18 protein-coding genes and 1 pseudogene are annotated in these 17757 nt (G+C 60.4%); 3 read left to right on the top strand and 16 right to left on the bottom strand.

Going from position 1 to position 17757, the window contains the following annotated elements:
• Window positions 1–171 precede the first annotated feature (171 nt).
• Complete coding sequence (locus VLA07_RS24330; RefSeq protein WP_333991971.1) at window positions 172–801, top strand: class I SAM-dependent methyltransferase; 630 nt, start codon at window positions 172–174, stop codon at window positions 799–801.
• 98 nt (window positions 802–899) lie between these two features.
• Here the strand turns inward: VLA07_RS24330 and VLA07_RS24325 are convergent, their stop codons facing one another.
• Genes VLA07_RS24325 through VLA07_RS24315 form a run of 3 tightly spaced genes read right to left on the bottom strand, consistent with a single transcriptional unit; the run spans window position 900 to window position 6114 of the window.
• The gene (locus VLA07_RS24325) at window positions 900–3953 is read right to left on the bottom strand and encodes an efflux RND transporter permease subunit (protein ID WP_333991969.1); all 3054 of its coding nucleotides are present in this window, start codon (window positions 3951–3953) and stop codon (window positions 900–902) included.
• Entirely contained in the window at window positions 3950–5014 is a 1065-nt protein-coding gene (locus VLA07_RS24320) for an efflux RND transporter periplasmic adaptor subunit (RefSeq protein WP_098966644.1), read from the bottom strand. The genes VLA07_RS24325 and VLA07_RS24320 overlap by 4 nt, the downstream gene beginning before the upstream one ends.
• A complete protein-coding gene (locus VLA07_RS24315; protein WP_204894259.1) occupies window positions 5011–6114 on the bottom strand; it encodes an efflux RND transporter periplasmic adaptor subunit in 1104 nt (367 codons plus the stop codon). Before VLA07_RS24315 ends, VLA07_RS24320 begins: the two co-directional genes overlap by 4 nt.
• A 202-nt stretch (window positions 6115–6316) precedes the next feature.
• Between VLA07_RS24315 and VLA07_RS24310 the strand changes: the two genes are divergently transcribed.
• A complete protein-coding gene (locus VLA07_RS24310) occupies window positions 6317–7495 on the top strand; it encodes an AAA family ATPase (RefSeq protein ID WP_333991965.1) in 1179 nt (392 codons plus the stop codon).
• Window positions 7492–7671: pseudogene (locus VLA07_RS24305) on the top strand (AAA family ATPase); the annotation flags it as partial. The gene VLA07_RS24310 and the pseudogene VLA07_RS24305, both read left to right, overlap by 4 nt.
• Before the next feature lie 120 nt (window positions 7672–7791).
• Here the strand turns inward: VLA07_RS24305 and VLA07_RS24300 are convergent.
• From VLA07_RS24300 to VLA07_RS24240, 13 genes are all read right to left on the bottom strand, one after another.
• Window positions 7792–8673: a transporter substrate-binding domain-containing protein gene (locus tag VLA07_RS24300; RefSeq protein WP_333991963.1), complete on the bottom strand. Its 882-nt coding sequence runs from the start codon at window positions 8671–8673 to the stop codon at window positions 7792–7794.
• On the bottom strand, window positions 8670–9452 hold the full coding sequence (locus VLA07_RS24295; RefSeq protein WP_183784539.1) for an amino acid ABC transporter ATP-binding protein: 783 nt from the start codon (window positions 9450–9452) through the stop codon (window positions 8670–8672). The genes VLA07_RS24300 and VLA07_RS24295 overlap by 4 nt, the downstream gene beginning before the upstream one ends.
• Complete coding sequence (locus VLA07_RS24290; protein WP_330206709.1) at window positions 9449–10108, bottom strand: amino acid ABC transporter permease; 660 nt, start codon at window positions 10106–10108, stop codon at window positions 9449–9451. Before VLA07_RS24290 ends, VLA07_RS24295 begins: the two co-directional genes overlap by 4 nt.
• Entirely contained in the window at window positions 10089–10754 is a 666-nt protein-coding gene (locus tag VLA07_RS24285; protein WP_027611173.1) for an amino acid ABC transporter permease, read from the bottom strand. The genes VLA07_RS24290 and VLA07_RS24285 overlap by 20 nt, the downstream gene beginning before the upstream one ends.
• Window positions 10755–11351: 597 nt before the next feature.
• A complete protein-coding gene (locus tag VLA07_RS24280; protein WP_027611172.1) occupies window positions 11352–12149 on the bottom strand; it encodes a MetQ/NlpA family ABC transporter substrate-binding protein in 798 nt (265 codons plus the stop codon).
• Between the two features lie 167 nt (window positions 12150–12316).
• Window positions 12317–13249: a sigma 54-interacting transcriptional regulator gene (locus VLA07_RS24275; protein WP_003220574.1), complete on the bottom strand. Its 933-nt coding sequence runs from the start codon at window positions 13247–13249 to the stop codon at window positions 12317–12319.
• 56 nt (window positions 13250–13305) lie between these two features.
• Complete coding sequence (locus VLA07_RS24270) at window positions 13306–13887, bottom strand: alpha/beta hydrolase (RefSeq protein ID WP_003220572.1); 582 nt, start codon at window positions 13885–13887, stop codon at window positions 13306–13308.
• 290 nt (window positions 13888–14177) lie between these two features.
• Window positions 14178–14579, bottom strand: coding sequence for an ExbD/TolR family protein (locus VLA07_RS24265; protein WP_003220570.1), 402 nt, complete (start codon window positions 14577–14579; stop codon window positions 14178–14180).
• Window position 14580: 1 nt separating this feature from the next.
• Window positions 14581–15306: a MotA/TolQ/ExbB proton channel family protein gene (locus VLA07_RS24260; protein WP_027611170.1), complete on the bottom strand. Its 726-nt coding sequence runs from the start codon at window positions 15304–15306 to the stop codon at window positions 14581–14583.
• Between the two features lie 44 nt (window positions 15307–15350).
• A complete protein-coding gene (locus VLA07_RS24255) occupies window positions 15351–16166 on the bottom strand; it encodes an energy transducer TonB (protein ID WP_333991948.1) in 816 nt (271 codons plus the stop codon).
• Between the two features lie 274 nt (window positions 16167–16440).
• On the bottom strand, window positions 16441–16776 hold the full coding sequence (locus tag VLA07_RS24250; protein WP_247268415.1) for a hypothetical protein: 336 nt from the start codon (window positions 16774–16776) through the stop codon (window positions 16441–16443).
• Window positions 16777–16826: 50 nt separating this feature from the next.
• Window positions 16827–17150 (bottom strand): hypothetical protein, encoded by a 324-nt coding sequence (locus VLA07_RS24245; protein WP_007963450.1) that lies wholly within the window; start codon window positions 17148–17150, stop codon window positions 16827–16829.
• A 162-nt stretch (window positions 17151–17312) separates the two neighbouring features.
• Window positions 17313–17639 carry a hypothetical protein gene (locus tag VLA07_RS24240; RefSeq protein ID WP_247268416.1) on the bottom strand — a complete coding sequence of 109 codons (327 nt, stop codon included), beginning with the start codon at window positions 17637–17639 and terminating at the stop codon, window positions 17313–17315.
• Window positions 17640–17757 lie beyond the last annotated feature (118 nt).

The raw sequence follows: 17757 nt of genomic DNA, 5'->3' as shown, positions 1-17757 counted from the left end.
TCTGCCTCGAACCAATTGCCGCCTGCGCTGTTTGAGCAGCAGGCGGCCTAATACTCCTACGGAGTGGTTTAAAAAAACTGAACCACTACAGCCTGCTCGCGATGGGCTGCGCAGCGGCCCCGCTGGTTGGCGTATATTCGGCAAATCCCAACTGCCGCGCAGCCCTCGACCATGAAGCAAACGCCCTCCGATCTGGAACAGATCACCGCCACCACCCTCGGCCACTACAACGCGGTGGCCGAAGACTTCCGCGAAGGCACCCGCGATCACGATGTCAGCCAGAACATCGACGCGCTGCTACGGCACATCCACGGCACTGCGCCGTTCAAGATTCTCGATTTCGGCTGCGGCCCGGGGCGCGACTTGCAGACGTTCACCCGCCTGGGCCATGTCGCGGTCGGCCTCGATGGCGCGGAAAAATTTGCGCAGATGGCCCGGGAAGACAGTGGCTGCGAGGTGTGGTGTCAGGACTTTCTGAAACTCGATCTGCCAGCCGAGCGCTTCGACGGGATCTTCGCCAATGCGGTGCTGTTTCATGTGCCGTTGCAGGAGTTGCCGCGTGTGCTCGGGCAGCTGCATGGCACGCTGAAGCCGGGCGGGGTGTTGTTCAGTTCCAATCCTCGCGGGGATAACCGTGAGGGCTGGAATGGGCCACGCTACGGCTCATATCACGACCTGGACGCGTGGCGCGGGTTGCTCACGGCAGCGGGGTTTGTCGAGCTGGAGCATTACTACCGGCCGGCAGGATTGCCGCGCGAGCAGCAGCCTTGGCTGGCCAGCGTTTGGGGTAAATCTGCGTAGTCAGTTCTGACGCCTTCGCGAGCAAGCCCGCTCCCACAGTTGGAATGCGCTCCCCTGTAGGAGTGAGCCTGCTCGCGATGAGTGCGCAGCACTCGCTTTTAAGCGGCCTCTTTCTGCGGCTCGCGAATCTTGTACCAGGCCACATACAGCGCCGGCAAAAACAGCAGGGTCAGCAACGTCGCCACCACGATCCCGCCAATCATCGCGTAGGCCATCGGCCCCCAGAACACTTCCCGGGCAATCGGAATCATGCCCATGCTCGCCGCCGCCGCGGTCAGCAGGATTGGTCGGCGGCGGTGCTCAGTCGCTTCCACCACTGCATCCCACGGCGCGGAGCCGTTGCGCTCGAACTCATCGATCTGCGTCACGAGGATTACCGAGTTGCGGATGATGATACCGATCAGCGCCAGAATCCCGAGGATCGCCACAAAGCCCATCGGCGTCCCGGTCGGCACCAGCGCCAGCACCACGCCGATCAGCCCCAGCGGCGCGACACTCGCCACCAGGAACATCTTCTGCACGCTGTGCAGCTGGATCATCAGGAAGGTCGCCATCAAAAACAGCATCAACGGCAGCACCTTGGCGATCGGCCCTTGGGCCTTGCCGCTTTCCTCGACCGTACCGCCGGTGGCGACCTTGTAGCCGACCGGCAGTTTTTCAGCGAAGGCATCGATTGACGGCTTGAGCAGTTTCACCAGATCGGTCGGCTGGATCTCGTCACGCACCGAAGCCTTGATGGTGATGGTCGGCAAGCGGTCGCGACGCCACACCAGCGGCTGCTCCAGCTCATAACGCACGGTGGCGAAGGCCAGCAGCGGAATCGACGTGCCGTTGGGTGTGACGATCTGCAGGTTCTGCAGGGTTTCCGGCGTGCCGCGTTCCGAGTTCACCGCCCGGCCGACCACGTTGATCAGGTAAATGTCGTCGTTGACCTGGGTCAACGGCGAGCCGCTGACGATGCTGTTCATCAACTTCGCCACATCTTCCGACGACAGCCCGAGCTGACGCGCCTTGTCCTGGGCGATGTCGATGCGCAGGACTTTGCCCGGCTCGTTCCAGTCGTAAATGATCTCGCCGATGTGCTCGTTCTTGTCCAGCTCGGTCGCCAGATCGATGGCGTGCTTGCGCACCTGATCGATGTCCTTGCCACTGACCCGGTACTGGATCGGACGTCCTACCGGCGGGCCCATTTCCAGCGCCTGCACGTAACTGCCGATGCCGACGAAGTCCTTGTGCAGGCGCTCACGCAGGCGTTGGCTCAGCGCCTCACGGGCCTCGAAATCCTTGCTGACGATCACCAGTTGCGCGTAGTACGGGTTCTGCAATTGCTGGTCGAGCGGCAGGTAGAAACGGATCGCACCCTGACCGATGTAGGTGCTCCAGCGCACGATGTCCGGATCGCCCTTGAGCGTGGCTTCGAGCTTGTCCACGGCCTTGCGGGTTTCGTCGATCGAGGCGTTTTGCGGCAGGTTCAGGTCGACGAGAATTTCCGGGCGATCCGACGAAGGGAAGAACTGATTCTGCACAAAGCGCATGCAGAACACCGCCAGCACAAACAGCAGCACGGTGATGCCGATCGCCCACCAACGATTGCGCATGCACCACAGCAAACCACCGTTGAACGCCCGACCGATGCGGCCCGGCTCGGCTTCATGGGGCTTCACGTTGGTGCTGAGGATGTGCACGCCGATCACCGGCGCAAAGAATACCGCCACCACCCACGACACCAGCATCGCCACCGCGATCACCGCAAACAGGGTGAAGGTGTACTCGCCGGCGGAGCTGGCGTTGAGGCCGATGGGCACGAAACCGGCGACAGTCACCAGCGTACCGGTAAGCATCGGGAACGCCGTCGAGGTGTAGGCGAACGTCGCCGCCTGTTCCTTGGTCTCACCCATTTCCAGGCGTGTAACCATCATCTCCACAGTGATCATCGCGTCGTCCACCAGCAGGCCGAGGGCGATGATCAGCGCACCGAGGGAAATCCGCTGCATGGTGATGCCGCTGTATTCCATGAACACGAAGACCATCGCCAGCACCAGCGGAATCGAGCACGCCACCACCAGCCCGGCGCGCACGCCGAGGCTGATGAAGCTGACCACCAGCACGATCACCACCGCTTCGAACAGCGCACTGGTGAAACCGCCGACCGCCTCTTCCACCACCACGGCCTGATCGGACACCGTATGGACGCCGACGCCAACCGGCAAATCAGCGGTGATCTGGTCGATCCGCTGGTGCAGCGCCTTGCCGAATTCCTGGACGTTACCGCCCTTCTGCATGGCAATCGCCAGACCGATTGCCGGCTTGCCGTCGAAACGGAATTCCGGCGTGGCCGGGTCGACGTAACCGCGACTGATGTCGGCGACATCGGCCAGACGATAGAAGCGGTCATTGAGCTTGAGATTGACCTCGGCCAGATCCTTCTCCGAAGCGAACTGCCCCGAGGTGCGCACCGAAATGCGCTCCGGGCCGGCCTCGATCACCCCCGCCGGGGTCACGGCGTTCTGCGATTGCAGGCTCTGCACCACCTGACGCTGGTCGATGCCCAGCGCGGCGAGTTTGCGGGTGGAGAAGTTCAGGTAAATCACTTCGTCCTGCTGGCCGATCATTTCGATCTTGCCCAGCCCCGGGACGTTGCGGATCTCGGCGCGGGCCTGCTCCACGTAATCGCGCAACTGGCGCATGGTCAGGCCGTCGGCGGTAAACGCGTAGACCGAACCGTACACATCGCCAAACTCGTCGTTGAACCCGGGGCCTTGAATGCCCTGGGGAAACTGGCCGCGAATGTCATCGATCTTCTTGCGCACCTGGTACCAGATCTCTGGAATGTCCTTGGCGCTGGTGGTGTCGCGCAGGTACACGTAAACCGTCGATTCGCCGGGGCGCGTGTAGCTTTTCACGTAGTCGAGGGAGTCGAGCTCCTCGAGTTTTTTCTCGATGCGATCGGTAACCTGCTTGAGGGTTTCCTCCTGGGTCGCACCCGGCCACTTGGTCTGGATGACCATGGTCTTGATGGTGAACGAGGGGTCTTCTTCGCGGCCCAGATTGAAGTACGAAAACACCCCCATCAGCAGCGCGACGAACATCAGGTACCAGACAAACGACTGATGCTTGAGGGCCCATTCGGAGAGATTGAAAGAGCCTTTCATTGACTGTCCTCGTCGAGTTTCACGGCTTGTCCGGGTTTGAGACTGTTAACGCCTGCGGTGACCACCTGCTCGCCGGACTTGACCCCGCCGGCCAGCACCACCGTGCCGTCGGTGCGGCTGATCACGCTGACGTCACGGGGCGCGACGGTTTTGCTTTGGGTGTCGATCACCCAGATGCGGGTCTTGCCGTCGGCTTCCTGCAGGGCGGTGGCAGGCAATTCGATGCGCGGCTTGATCGCCGAACTGAGGGTCACGCTGATCGCCGTGCCGAGGCGGAAACCGTCTGGCGTGTTGGCCAGGGTCAGCCGCGCGCGGCGGGTGCGCGTGGCGCTTTGGGCCTGCGGTTCGATTTCGCGAATGGTTGCGGTGGTGTTGATGCTCGGGTCGAGTTGCCCGGCCACCAGAAACACCACGTCGGAAGGAATCTCGTCGACCAGCGTGTCCGGCAGATCGATCACCGCTTCCTTGATGTCCGGTTGCGCCAGGGTCACCACTTGCTGACCTGCTGTCACCACTTGACCGGCCTCGGCATTCCACGCGGTGACCACGGCTTTGTGGTCGGCGCGCAATTCGGTGTAAGCGAGTTGATCCTGGCTCTGGTTGACCGCCGCCCGCGCCTGATCGAGCGAGGCCTGGGTGGTTTTCAGGTCGGTGGTGGCGATGTCCAGTTGCGCCTGCGCGCCAACCCCGCGATCGAACAGCGCCTGCTGCCGACGGGCATTGGCCTGGGCGTTGATCAGTTGCGCCTGGACCTTGGCCAGGTCGCCTTGGGCCGAACGCAACTGGTTCTGCTGATCGGACGGATCGAGGGTCGCCAGCAGCGTACCCTTTTGCACCTCGGCGCCGACATCGACGTTGCGACTGGCAATGCGCCCGCCGACGCGGAACCCGGTGTTACTCTCGTAACGCGCCTGAATGCTGCCGGCGAAACGCCCGAGGGTTTCCTCGTTCAGCGCCTGTACCTTGATCGACAATACCGGCCGAACCGGCTCCGGCGGTGGCTCGCTTTTCGAGCAGGCGGCCAGCAGCACACCAATGGACAACAGCCCCAGACGCTTCATGGCTGCGCTCCCGGTTGCAGACCTTCGTAGGTGTTTTCGGCGATTTCGACTTTCATGCCCGGGTGCAGCAGTTGCCCACCCGCGACAATCACTTTCTCACCGCCCTTGAGGCCGTCGCTGATGATGACCTTGCCGATCAGGTAGCGGCTGACGGTGACGTTGTGCAGCTGCGCTTCGCCCTTGTCGTCGACCATCCACACCGCCGGATCGCTGATGTTTTTGGTCAGCGCCGACCACGGCAATTCCACCGCCGACTTGCCGCTGCCCTTGGCCGTGGCGCTGACCACCGAGCCGAGCTGCATGCCCTGTGGCAGGCTGTCGAGGGTGACCTTGACTTGCACCGTGCCGGACTGCGCCGACACCGCCGGGGTGATTTCACGCACCGTGCCGGTGGTCTTGATGTTGGGGTTGTCGAGCAGGCTGACGACAATCGAACGCTCCGCCGGGCGCTCAGCCAGCAACGACTCATAAACGTTGAACACCGCGTCACGATCGCCATCGCGGGCCAGTTTGAAAATCGGCGCGGTGGCCTGGACCACCTGGCCGACTTCAGCCTGGCGCTCAGTGATGATGCCGGGGGCGTCAGCGATCAGCGAGGTGTAACTGAGTTGATCCTTGGCATTGGCCAGTTGCGCTTGCGCCGCGCTCAGGGCGCTCTGGCTGCTGCGCAAGGCGGCTTGTGCGGAATCGAATTCGCTCTGGCTGGTGTAGCCCTTGGGCAGCAGCTTCTGCTGACGCACGAACGCCGCCGCACTCTGCTTGACCCGCGCCTGTTCGGCGATGACCTGGGCTTGCGCGGAATCGACGTTGGTCTGCAAATCCTTGGGATCGAGTTTGGCCAGTACCTGTTTGGCGCTGACCCGGTCGCCGACATCCACCATGCGCTGGATGATCTTGCCGCCGACCCGGAACGACAGTTCGGTCTGCACCCGCGCCTGCACGTCACCGGTGAGGGTCACGGCAGCGGCATAGTCCGCCGGTTTGACCTCTTGCACGAAGACCCGTGGCAGGTACTCCGCCGGGGCTTCTTTCTTGCCGCAAGCGGTCAGCAACGTGAGCAGGCTCAGCACGACAACTGTTTTCAATCCGGGACTCGCCATGCAGACTCCTTCCTGTGTACGAACGTGCAAGTGACGATACGACTGTGAGCTTAGAACAGGGTTCAACGTTCGCCTGCGTGATCTCTATATTTCCCCTGTAGGAGCTGCCGCAGGCTGCGATCTTTTGACTTTACAAAAGCAAGATCAAAAGATCGCAGCCTTCGGCAGCTCCTACAATGGTCGCCTCAAGAGAAGGATTTTCATGCTCAAGACCCTCGCGGTGGCCAATTACCGCTCGATCAACAAACTGGTGATTCCGCTGGGTCGGCTGAACCTGATCACCGGCCCCAACGGCAGCGGCAAGTCCAATCTCTATCGGGCCTTGCGCCTGCTGGCGGAGACCGCCCAGGGCGGCGTGGTCAATGCACTGGCCCGCGAGGGCGGGCTGGATTCGACGTTCTGGGCCGGGCCGGAAACCATCAGTCGGCGCATGCGCAACGGCGAAGTGGCGGTCGAGCCGACGGTGCGTCAGGGCGTCAAACGTCTGCGCCTGGGGTTTGCCGGCGAGGATTTCAGCTACTCCATCAGCCTCGGATTGCCCGACTCCAACGGACATTTCATGCTGCCGGGGGACACTCATCCCAGCCCCTCGCGCTTCAGTCTCGATCCGCAGATCAAGCGCGAATGCATCTGGGCCGGGCCGCTCTATCGCCCGGCCAGCCTGCTGGTGGATCGCAACGGCCCGATGATTCGCGCCCGCGAAGGCCGCAGCTGGGACGTGCTGGCACAGCACACGCCGAATTTCGACAGTCTGTTCGATCAGATCGGCAGCCTGCGCAGTTCGCCGGAAGTGTTCCAGATGCGCGAGTTCATTCGCCGCTGGCGCTTCTACGATCACTTTCGCAGCGACGCCGACGCCCCGGTGCGCCAACCGCAACTGGGTACGCGCACGCCGGTGCTGCACCACGACGGTCGCGACCTCGCCGCAGCCCTGCAGACCATCAATGAAATCGGCGACCCCGAGGCGTTGCAGGCGGCGATCAGCGACGCGTTTCCCGGCGCACGGCTGAACATCGCACCGCTGGCCGGCGGACGCTTTGCCATCGAGTTCTTTCAGGAGGGGTTGCTGCGGCCATTGTCGGCGGCAGAGTTGTCGGACGGCACGCTGCGTTATCTGCTGCTGATCGCCGCGCTGTTGACGCCACGCCCGCCGTCATTGATGGTGCTCAACGAACCGGAAACCAGTCTGCATCCGGATCTGTTGCCGGCGCTGGCGCGCTTGATCATTCGCGCATCGCAGGCTTGTCAGGTGTGGGTGGTGTCCCATGCGCGACGGTTGATTTCGGCGTTGCAGGAAGATCCCGAATGCAACTGCATCGTGCTGGAGAAGACACTGGGGCAGACCGGAATTGTTGGCCAGCGGGTGCTGGATGAGCNTTGATCATTCGCGCATCGCAGGCTTGTCAGGTGTGGGTGGTGTCCCATGCGCGACGGTTGATTTCGGCGTTGCAGGAAGATCCCGAATGCAACTGCATCGTGCTGGAGAAGACACTGGGGCAGACCGGAATTGTTGGCCAGCGGGTGCTGGATGAGCCGGCGTGGAACTGGCCGGATTGAGCGGCACCTGAGCGAGCCCTTTCGCGAGCAAGCTCGCTCCCACAGTTGGAATGCGTACCCCTGTGGGAGCGGGCTTGCTCGCGAAGAGGGCCTTCAGGTCAGCGCAGATTTAACGGCCAATCACCCCTGCCACTTGCCACCCTCGACAATCACACTCTCAGGCTGGGTGTCTTCGCTTAGTTCTTTACGCACATATTGGTCGTACAGCTTGAGCAGGTACTTTTCTTCACCCAACTTGGCCAGCTCGGTATTCACCCAGTCACGCAGCTCGACGTTGCCCTTCTTCACCGCCGGAGCAATCGGTGCTTCGGCGCCGAGTTTTTCGTCCAGCACGCGGTAGCCCGGGTTCTGCTTGGCCCAGCTGAACAGCACCAGGTTGTCCTGCGCGTAGGCATCGCCGCGCCCGTTGGCCAGGGCTTGCAGCGACTCGGAGTTTTTCTCGAACTTCAGCAGTTTCCAGTCCGGATGATTCTTGGTCAGCCAGATGTCTGCAGTCGTGCCGGTGGTGACGATGGTGGTGCGGGTCGCCAGGTCATCGAGTTTTTTCACCGAGCTGCCTTGCGGTACCAGTGCCTGCACCGCGACCTTAAGGTTCGGGTTGGTGAATTCCACCGCTTCCTTGCGCTCCGGGGTCACGGTCATGTTGGCGAGGATCAGGTCGACCTTGTCGCTCTGCAGGAACGGAATGCGGCTCGCCGGTTCCACGGCCACGAACTCGACCTTGTTCTCGTCGCCCAGCAGATCCTTGGCGAAGCGCCGACCGATGTCGGTGTCGAAGCCGACGTAGCGCCCGGCCTCATCGACGAAACCGAACGGTGGCTTGTCGGTGAATACACCGACGATCAGTTTGTCGCGGGCCTTGATCTTGTCCAGGTAACCGGCTGGCGCGGTGCTTTCGCTGGCGACTTTCGGCTTGGCCGGTTCTTCGGATTTGTTGCAGCCGGCGAGCAGCGCGAGCCCCAGCAGCGGCAGTAAAAACAGGGATGACTTGGCAGTTTTCATAGCGGTTCCAGTTCCTTTGTCGGATTCGTTTCAGGCAGTGTTGCAACGAAGGAGAACTTCTCCAGAAACTGCTGCGCGCGTGCGGTTTGCGGGTTCGTAAAGAAAATCTCGGGCGGGTTCTGTTCAAGGATGCGTCCGGCATCCATGAACACGATACGGTCGGCCACCGCGCGGGCGAAGGCCATTTCGTGGGTGACGATCAGCAGGGTCATGCCCTCGCGGGCCAGGCCCTGAATCACTTGCAGCACTTCCTTGACCATCTCCGGATCAAGGGCGGCGGTGACTTCATCAAAGAGCATGACCCGTGGGTTCATGCACAACGAGCGGACGATGGCGATGCGTTGCTGCTGGCCGCCGGAGAGCTGGCGCGGGAAGGCATCGCGCTTGTCCGCCAGGCCCACCCGTTCGAGCAAGGCTTCGGCTTGCTGCTGCGCTTCACGGCGCTGGCGCTTTTGCACCTTGAGCGGGCCGAGCAACAAATTGTCGAGCACGCTCATGTGCGGAAACAGGTGATAACTCTGGAACACCATGCCGATCTGCTGACGCACTTCGCGCCAGTCGGTGGCCTTGTCCAGCAGCTCGCGGCCGACAAACTTCAGGCTGCCGCTGTGGGCTTCTTCCAGACCATTGAGGCAACGCAGCAGCGTGCTTTTGCCACAACCGCTGGGGCCGAGGATGACGATCACTTCGCCGCTGCGCACTTGCAGGTCGATGCCCTTGAGCACCTGCTGCTCGCCGTAGAATTTGTTGAAACCCTGAAACTCGACCAATGCGCTCATGCTTGCGTCCAGCGCCGCTCCAGCACGCGCGAAGCGGCCGACAGCGGGTAGCAGATGAAAAAGAAAAACAGAAACAGCGCGCCGTAGATCAGCACCGATTCGTAAGTGCGCTCGATGATCTGCTGGCCGACCTTGATCACATCGACCACGCCAATCAGCACCGCCAGCGAGCTGGTCTTGATGATTCGCGTGTAGACGTTGATGGTCGGCGGCGTCATGCGTTTCAGCGCCTGCGGCAGCAGCACGTAGCCGTACAGTTGCGCCGCGTTCAGGCCGATCGACAGCCCTGCTTCACGCTGCCCGCGCGGCAAAGAATGCAACGCACCGCGCGCCACTTCGCCGACCTCGCTGGCGCCCCACAGCGATAGCACCAGCACCGCGCACCAGAAGCTCGGCAGGCTCAGGCCGAAGAAAATCGGCAGGCCGAAAAACAGCAGGTACAGCCAGACCAGCACCGGAATCGCCCGGAACAGTTCCAGATAAACCCGCAGAATGACGTTCAGCCACGCCACATTGAGCGTGCGCAATACGCCGTAGAGCACCCCGCCAATGGTGCTGATGGCGATGCTCAGAAACGAGATCGACAGGGTTTGCCCAGCGCCTTTTGCCAATTGCGGCAACGACACCCAGAGCAGTTCAAGACCCGAACTGGCCATGCTGGAGCCTCCTTTCCAAACGACTGAGCAACAGCGACAGCGGCAAGAACAGCAGCACGCAGATCAGCGTCAGCACGGCGAGCATTTCGTAGGTTTTGTAGTAGAGCGCGATGTAGCTCTTGGTGGTGTAGAGGATTTCCGGCACGGCCACCGCCGAGACCACGGTGGTTTCCTTGAGCAGGAAAATGAAATTGGCGAACAGCGACGGCAGGCTGAGAATCCCCGCTTGCGGCAGGATTACGTAGCGCAGCAACTGGCCGTGGGACAGACCAATGGAGCGGCCCGATTCCAGTTGCGCCTGCGGCACCGCATCGACCCCGGCGCGCAGCACTTCGGTGAGGTAGGCACCGCCAAGGAAAGTCATGGTGATGATTGCCGCGGTGAATCCGGAAACCTGGATGCCGATGGCCGGCAAGGCGAAGTAGACGAAGAACAGTTGAATCAGCAGCGGTGTGTTGCGCGCCAGTTCCACATAAAGGCCCACCAGTTTTTGCAGGTACGGTGTGCGGAACACCAGGATCGTTGCATTGAGCAGCGCCACCAGCAGCGACGTGCCGATGGCGATGAACCCGACTTGCAGCGTCACGCCCACAGCCTTGAGAAAGGCCGGCAGGGTACTGAGGATAAAGGCGTAATCGAAAGTCATGAAGCATCCTGGACGTCGCTCGGTAAGCGACGGTCATGCAGTCCATGGACAGCGGGTAACTGTCCGGCAGGCGCTGACTTTATAGGTATAAAAACAAGAATTTAAATACCGTTAAAGCATATTGATATCACGCAAAAAACTATCCTGTGGGTTTGCCGGCAAGGAATAAGAAGGCTATTTTCCCTTGCGCTGTAGGAAGGATCTTTTTTGCATGAAAGCCCTCCAAGGACGAACAGCTTTTGGCCAGACTCCCCCGGCCAAACCATTACAAGGAAGACAACATGGACGTAAAAGTGCCGCAGCGACTGGATCCGCAGGACATCGTGAAATTGCTCGTGGCGTTGCGCCGGGCGTTGAAGGCTCAAGTGGCCTGCACCCGATCTGGCTTTTGATATTTTGTGGCTAGGAGCTTGCTCCCGCTCGGCTGCGCAGCAGTTGCAAACCGGGCACGCCATTGGGAGTCCTTCGGCCTCCAGCGGGAGCAAGCTCCCTCGCCACAGGAATGTCGATCCCATAAATCGAGCACGCACAAAAACGCCGATGACCATCACTGGCCATCGGCGTTTTCATACCTTGAAGGGGTGGTTTAGCGTCGGATCAGAACGCCGGCAATACCGCGCCGTTGTACTTCTTCTCGATGAACGCTTTGACTTCAGGGCTGGTCAGGGCAGCGGCCAGTTTCTTGATGGCGTCGCTGTTCTTGTTGTCCTCACGGGCTACCAGGAAGTTCACGTAAGGCGAGTCAGCGCCTTCGATCACCAGCGCATCCTTGGTCGGGTTCAGCTTGGCTTCCAGCGCGTAGTTGGTGTTGATCATGTCCAGATCAACTTCCTTCAGCACACGTGGCAACAGGGCCGATTCCAGTTCCTTGAACTTGAAGTTGTGCGGGTTCTTGGCGATGTCCTTAGGGGTCGCCAAGGCGTTTTTCGGATCTTTCAGTTCGATCAGGCCAGCCTTCTGCAGCAGGATCAGCGCACGGCCGCTGTTGCTGCCTTCGTTCGGGATGGCGATGGTCGCGCCGTCTGGCAGATCAGCCAGTTTCTTGTACTTGCTCGAGTAGCCACCGAAGGGTTCAACGTGCACGCCTTGCACGGTCACCAGGTACTTGGACTTGTCGTCCTTGTATTTGCCGGCGTTGAAGCTGTCCAGGTAAGGCTTGGTCTGGAAGTAGTTGGCATCCAGACGCTTCTCGCCAACCTGCACGTTCGGCTGCACGTAGTCGGTGAAGACCTTGATTTCCAGATCCACGCCTTCTTTGGCCAGGGTCGGTTTGATCAGCTCGAGAATTTCCGCGTGCGGCACCGGAGTCGCCGCCACCACCAGTTTCTCGCCGGCCTGGGCCAGGGAAGCAGTCAGAGCAGCCGCCAATGCGGTAAACAACAGAACCTTTTTCATGCAGTGTCCTTATCGAGAATCACGGTCGCGAATGGCGACGGCTATTAATACGAGTGCCAGTGAAGTGCTATCTCCGGCGTGAAGCGGACAATACCGGGATTTTTTATTCCCGCACAATAACGTTTATTCACTTTGATATTCCATTTCGTTCATACAGAAGCAAACAGCTACAACTGCTGGCTCAAACCAATCAGCAGATCTTTCAAAGCCTTACGTTCGTCGACGCTGCCGCCGATGTTGATTTGTGCCACCAGTCGTTCGATCTGAAGCTGCGGCCCAGAAACCTCGGGCAGGTTCAAGTGCTCCGGCAGGATTTCGTCGCCAGTGCTGACCAACAGCGCAAAGTGAATGACGTTTTCCAGCTCGCGGGTGTTGCCCGGCCAACTGTGTCGCTCCAGCAGGTGCTGCGCCGCTTCGCTGATCAGCGGCACCGGCAGATCCAGGCGCTGGCTGTAGATGCCGAGGAAATACTCTGCCAGCGACAGGATGTCGCCAATCCGCTCGCGCAGCGCCGGCAATTCCAGCTGACCTTCGCTGAGGTAGTGGTAGAGCCGTTCGTGAAATTTCCCCGCGTCCACCGCTTGCGCCAGATCGATGCTGGTTGCCGCTACCAGCCGCACATCCACCGGGCTCGGCTGATGCGCGCCAACGCGGGTGACTTCATGATTTTCCAGGGCGGCGAGCAGTTTGATCTGGATCGGCAACGGCAGATCGCCGATCTCATCGAGGTACAAGGTGCCGCCGTTGGCCGAACCGAACCAGCCGGCGCGACTGCTCGCCGATCCGGTGTAACTGCCGGCGGCATAACCGAACAGCTCGGCATCGGCGTAAGTAGGACTGATCGCACCGCAATTGACCGAGACGAACAGACCACTGCGATCACTGGCTCGGTGAATGTGACGGGCGAGCAACTCTTTACCGGTACCGGTCTCGCCGCGGATCAATACCGAGATAGCACGCGGCGCCAGGTGCTCAAGTTCTTCGCGCAACTGGCGGGACCGGGGATCGACGAACACCAGCGCTTTGGCGCGAATGCTCAGGGGACTTTTTTCCGCATCGGGAAAGGTCAGCAACGGCTGACCGAACGTTTCGAAACTCATGGCAGACTCCCGCCCAGAACCGCCGGCAGACGGGGGCGTTCAAAAAAGAAAAAGGTTCAAGCGCGACGCCGGGCGTGGTGTTCCATACGGTTTTGCAGGCGATACAGATAAGCGAAACCCTGCTCCCAACGCTGATGCCCGGACTTGACGTTGATATGCCCGGCTCCGGCAAGAATCCCCGCTTCGGCGCCCCAGTTGCGCGCCAGCTCGAGGGCGCGCGGGGCGCTGACGGCGGCGTCGTTGTCGGAACTGACCACCTGGCTCGGGAACGGCAGCAGGTCGGTCGGGATCGGCGCGAAATTGCGCAGTGCCGGCGCGCAGGCCGGACGCTCGACATCGGCCGGTGCGACCAGCAACGCGCCGCGCACCTGACGCAGGTATTGCACGGGCGCAGTAGCCGCCCAATGTGCAACGGTGATGCAACCCAGGCTGTGAGCAATCAGGATCACCGGCGTGCTGTCGGCAGCAATCGCTTCGGCCAGCGCCGCGACCCAGTCTTCACGGCGCGGCGTCAGCCAGTCGGCCTGCTCCACGCGTGCGCTGTTGGGCAGGCTGTTCTGCCAGTGGGTTTGCCAATGATCTTCTGGCGATCCTTGCCAGCCCGGCACAATCAGGTAGCGGATTGATTCGTTGCGCATGGGGAGCTCTCCTGCGTCGTGTCTGTTCCTGATCGAGTATAGGGACGGGATTTATATTCGTTAAGGAATAAGAAGCTATTTATTAAGACTCGAAAAGAATATTAGAGATACACCTGTGGGAGCGGGCTTGCTCGCGAAAGCATCAGCTGCATCGACATAGATGTTGGCTGAGCCACCGCATTCGCGAGCAAGCCCGCTCCCACAATGGGTCGGTGGTGAGGCTTGTATTGCGGGATAAAAAAGGGGCCGCACCCTGCCAAGGAGACGGCCCCGGAAAAACGTAAATCCTGTTACCGCGCAGTGATCACCGACAATTTGGTAATCCCCGCCCGCTCGATCGAAGCCATGGCCCGCGCCACTTCGCCGTAGTTCACCCCGTCGTCGGCCTGCAGTTGCACGCGCACTTCCGGGTCCTTGGCCTTGGCCGATTTGAGGTTGAATTCCAGCAAGTCCGGCTGAATTTCATCCTTGTTGATAAACAGTTTGCCGGCGCCGTCGATGCTCACCACCAGCGGATCTTTCTGCTCGACCGGCGCCACCGCTTCGGTTTTCGGCAGGTTGATCGGGATCGCATTGGTCAGCAGCGGCGCGGTGACGATAAACACCACCAGCAGCACCAGCATCACGTCCACCAGCGGTGTCACGTTGATCTCGCTCAGCACCTCGTCGCTGTCTTGTGTGGAGAAGGCCATGTCAGGACGCCTCCTTCACTTTTGTCGCGTTGCCCGGTGCCGCGACCTTGTGCGCCGTCGGGTGGATCAGCACGCGAAACGAGCTCTTTTGCGCCAGGCTGTAGAAGTCGTGGGCGAAGTCATCCAGGTCCGCCGCCGTCAGTTTCAGACGACGCAAAAAGTAGTTGTAAACCAGCACCGCCGGTACCGCGACGGCGATCCCCACACCGGTGGCGACCAGTGCCGCGCCAATCGGACCGGCGACGGTTTCCAGGCTCGCCGAGCCTGCCGCGCTGATGCCTTTGAGCGCCTCCATGATTCCCCACACCGTGCCGAACAGACCAATGAACGGCGACGTACTACCAATACTCGCGACCACCGCCAGACCGGTTTCCAGCGAACGCCGTTCGCGGACGATCTGCTGGCGCAGGGCACGCTCCAACCGATCCTGATGGTTGATCGCCTGACTCAGGTCATTGGCCTGCGGCGCCTCGCCCACCTGAATCGCCGCGTAACCGGCTTGTGCCACCCGGGCCGCCGCGCCGGGTTGGGTTTCGCTCAACTCGGCGGCGGAATCCAGACTCGAGGCCGCCCAGAAGCGTTTATGAAACTTGCGATCCTGCGCCTTCAGACGACCAAACTGCACAGCCTTGAGCAGCGCCAGTCCCCAGGTGGCAACGGAAAAAACCACCAGCAGCCAGATCACCGCGCTTTCGATGGATTCCAGTGGAGAGGCCAGTAACGTCATGATGTATTCCCTCGTGTAAACATTTAGCGCGAATAGGTTTCGGTTTAATGAATCTTGAAATCGATGGGCACGCTGACCCAGCCGTCCTGGGCGACATCACCCTGCTTGGCCGGCACGAAGCTCCACTGTTTGACGGCATTGAGTGCCGCATCGTCGAGCTGTTGCCGACCACTGCTTTTCTGAATCTGGATCTCGCCCGGTTTGCCATTGGCCAACACGTGCACCCTTAACAACACCGTGCCTTCCCAGCCGCGACGCTGGGCCAGCGACGGATATTCCGGCGCCGGGTTCTTCAAATACGCGGCGTTGGCCGAGGCCGGTGTCACTGGCGCGGGAGCCGGTGGGGCGGGCGGTGCCGGGGCGGCAACCGGAGCGGCCGGTTGCGGCGGCGCGGGCGGTTGTTCAACAGCTTTGGGCGCCGGTTTCGGCACCGGTTTGGCCACCGGTTTCGGCTTGGGTTTGGGAATCGGTTTGGGTGGCGGAGGCTTCACCGCCAACTCGTCTTCAACCGGCGGCGGTGGCTCAACGACCGTTGCCGGTGGCGGCGGTTCGACCACTGGTGGCGCGGGTGGCGCCGGCCGCGAAAACTCGATGGTCATCGGCGGAATTTCCGGCGGCACGATCGGCAACGCCGGCGTCGGATGCTGGTTGATCCAGTAGATCACCGCACCGTGCACCAGCAGCGCCAGCACGCCGAGCAGAATGGTTTCACGGCGGCTCAGAATGCCCTTGGGCGCACGCTGCAAACGCAACTGCCCCAGCGGCACACGATGCGGCCGGCCGAGATCGACCAATTCGCCACTCGGCGTCTGACGCCACAGCAATTCCTGTGCGCTGGCGGCGGTCTGGACATTGCCCATTGATTCACTCCCTGCGGTCTTTTTGCGAAGTACCCGACAGGTCGCCGCAAACATCCCCCGGGCGACCGGTCGTTGGGTGAATCATTGGAGCAATCGCTTATCTCCGAAAGTAACTTTTATCGATGTGTTTAGATTTTTTACGAATATAGGTTTTCGTAGATTGTCGCAAAGCCACGGCCTGCAAGGCCTGGCGCCGAGGGCTGAATTTACAATGCTTTTCAAGCATGAAAAATATTCGGCGAAGGCATGCGAAACCCGCTCATTTCGCGCTTCTTCAGCGGTTTTGCCGGATGAATTCCAGGCCATTCAACCCGGTGTTGCCCATCATGTCCGCCGCGCTGCCCATTGACCGCAAGCGTGTGTAGGCGTGATCGGGCGAAAACATCACCCAGGCTTGCGCCGTGCCATCGGCCGTCAGCGTATTGAAAGAGATAGCGACCGGGCCTGTTGAAAAGCCATGCCTGAAATGAAAATTGCCAAATGCGATCGGGTAATCGGTGCCGGACACGGACAACGTGCCGGTGAAACTGCCGGTGCGGTCATCGCCCTCGGTCAGGGTCAAGGTTGTATCTGAAGGTTCATGACGATAAACGCCATTGATCGTGGACATGTGCAGCATCCTTGCTTGTGTTTGCGAAGAAATCTGGCGCTGGCTGCGCCTCATGCGTGGCGAACGAAGTCGCCCGGCAGGCTGCTGACCACGCCGTCATAGGTAACGCGCACGCAGTGCCCCTGCAGTTCATGAGTGCCGCGACTTGGCGAGAACAGGGTCAGGGCGAAATAACCGTGATCCTGGTTATTGGCAATCAGCGTGACCACGGTTGGCGGCTGGTAGCCGTTGAGGCTGGCATAACGGCCACTGACAATGCCGTAGTTGATGCCTTGGTGATGCAACGTGCCGCCGAAGACCCCGGTGCGGTCATCGGAATCGACAATGGTCAGAGAGGGCCCATCGAGGGTGTTGGAATAAAGCGCGTTTTGCATGTAAGCGTCCTGCTCGAATGATTGAGTTCACCTCGAGCTTAGAATCAGACGCCAGCAAACGCTGTCATCCACAGGAAACACAACCAACATGAAAATGACTTATTTCATGTAAGAAAAAAGCCGCCAGGCTCAATAGCATGACGGCTTTTTTGTGACACAAAATTACTGTTTAACAAACTCTCCAGCCAGGCCAACAACATCACCATCAAAGTTGGTACGCGAACCCACCGCACGAACTTTTGAGTAGTTGTGATCCGGCGAGAACAGCGTCCAGGATTGATAACCGGTGCCGTCATTCAGAGCCGCGAAGGTGATGATCGTAGGCTGCCCGGTGCTGTTCTGGAAATGGTAATGCCCGTAAGCGATGTCGTAGTTCACGCCGTTCTGACTGAACTTGCCGCTGAAGGTGCCGCTGGAATCGTTGCCATCGGTAATCGTCAGTTTGGCGCCAGCGTTAGCGTTTACATAATTGCCATTAATGCTCGACATAACGTGATTTCCTTTATCGTTGGATAAGTGTCTTCCGATGAGAGCAAGTTCCCTCCTGGAAACTCACGACACTCAGGATGGTTGGCCATTCACTTATTGTCCACGCGACTTTTCAACG

The organism is Pseudomonas sp. S3(2024) (genome assembly GCF_036861315.1).
GTDB lineage: Bacteria > Pseudomonadota > Gammaproteobacteria > Pseudomonadales > Pseudomonadaceae > Aquipseudomonas > Aquipseudomonas putida_A.
The sequence above is the reverse complement of the archived record's forward strand: the minus strand, read 5'-3'. Positions and strand labels throughout refer to the sequence as shown.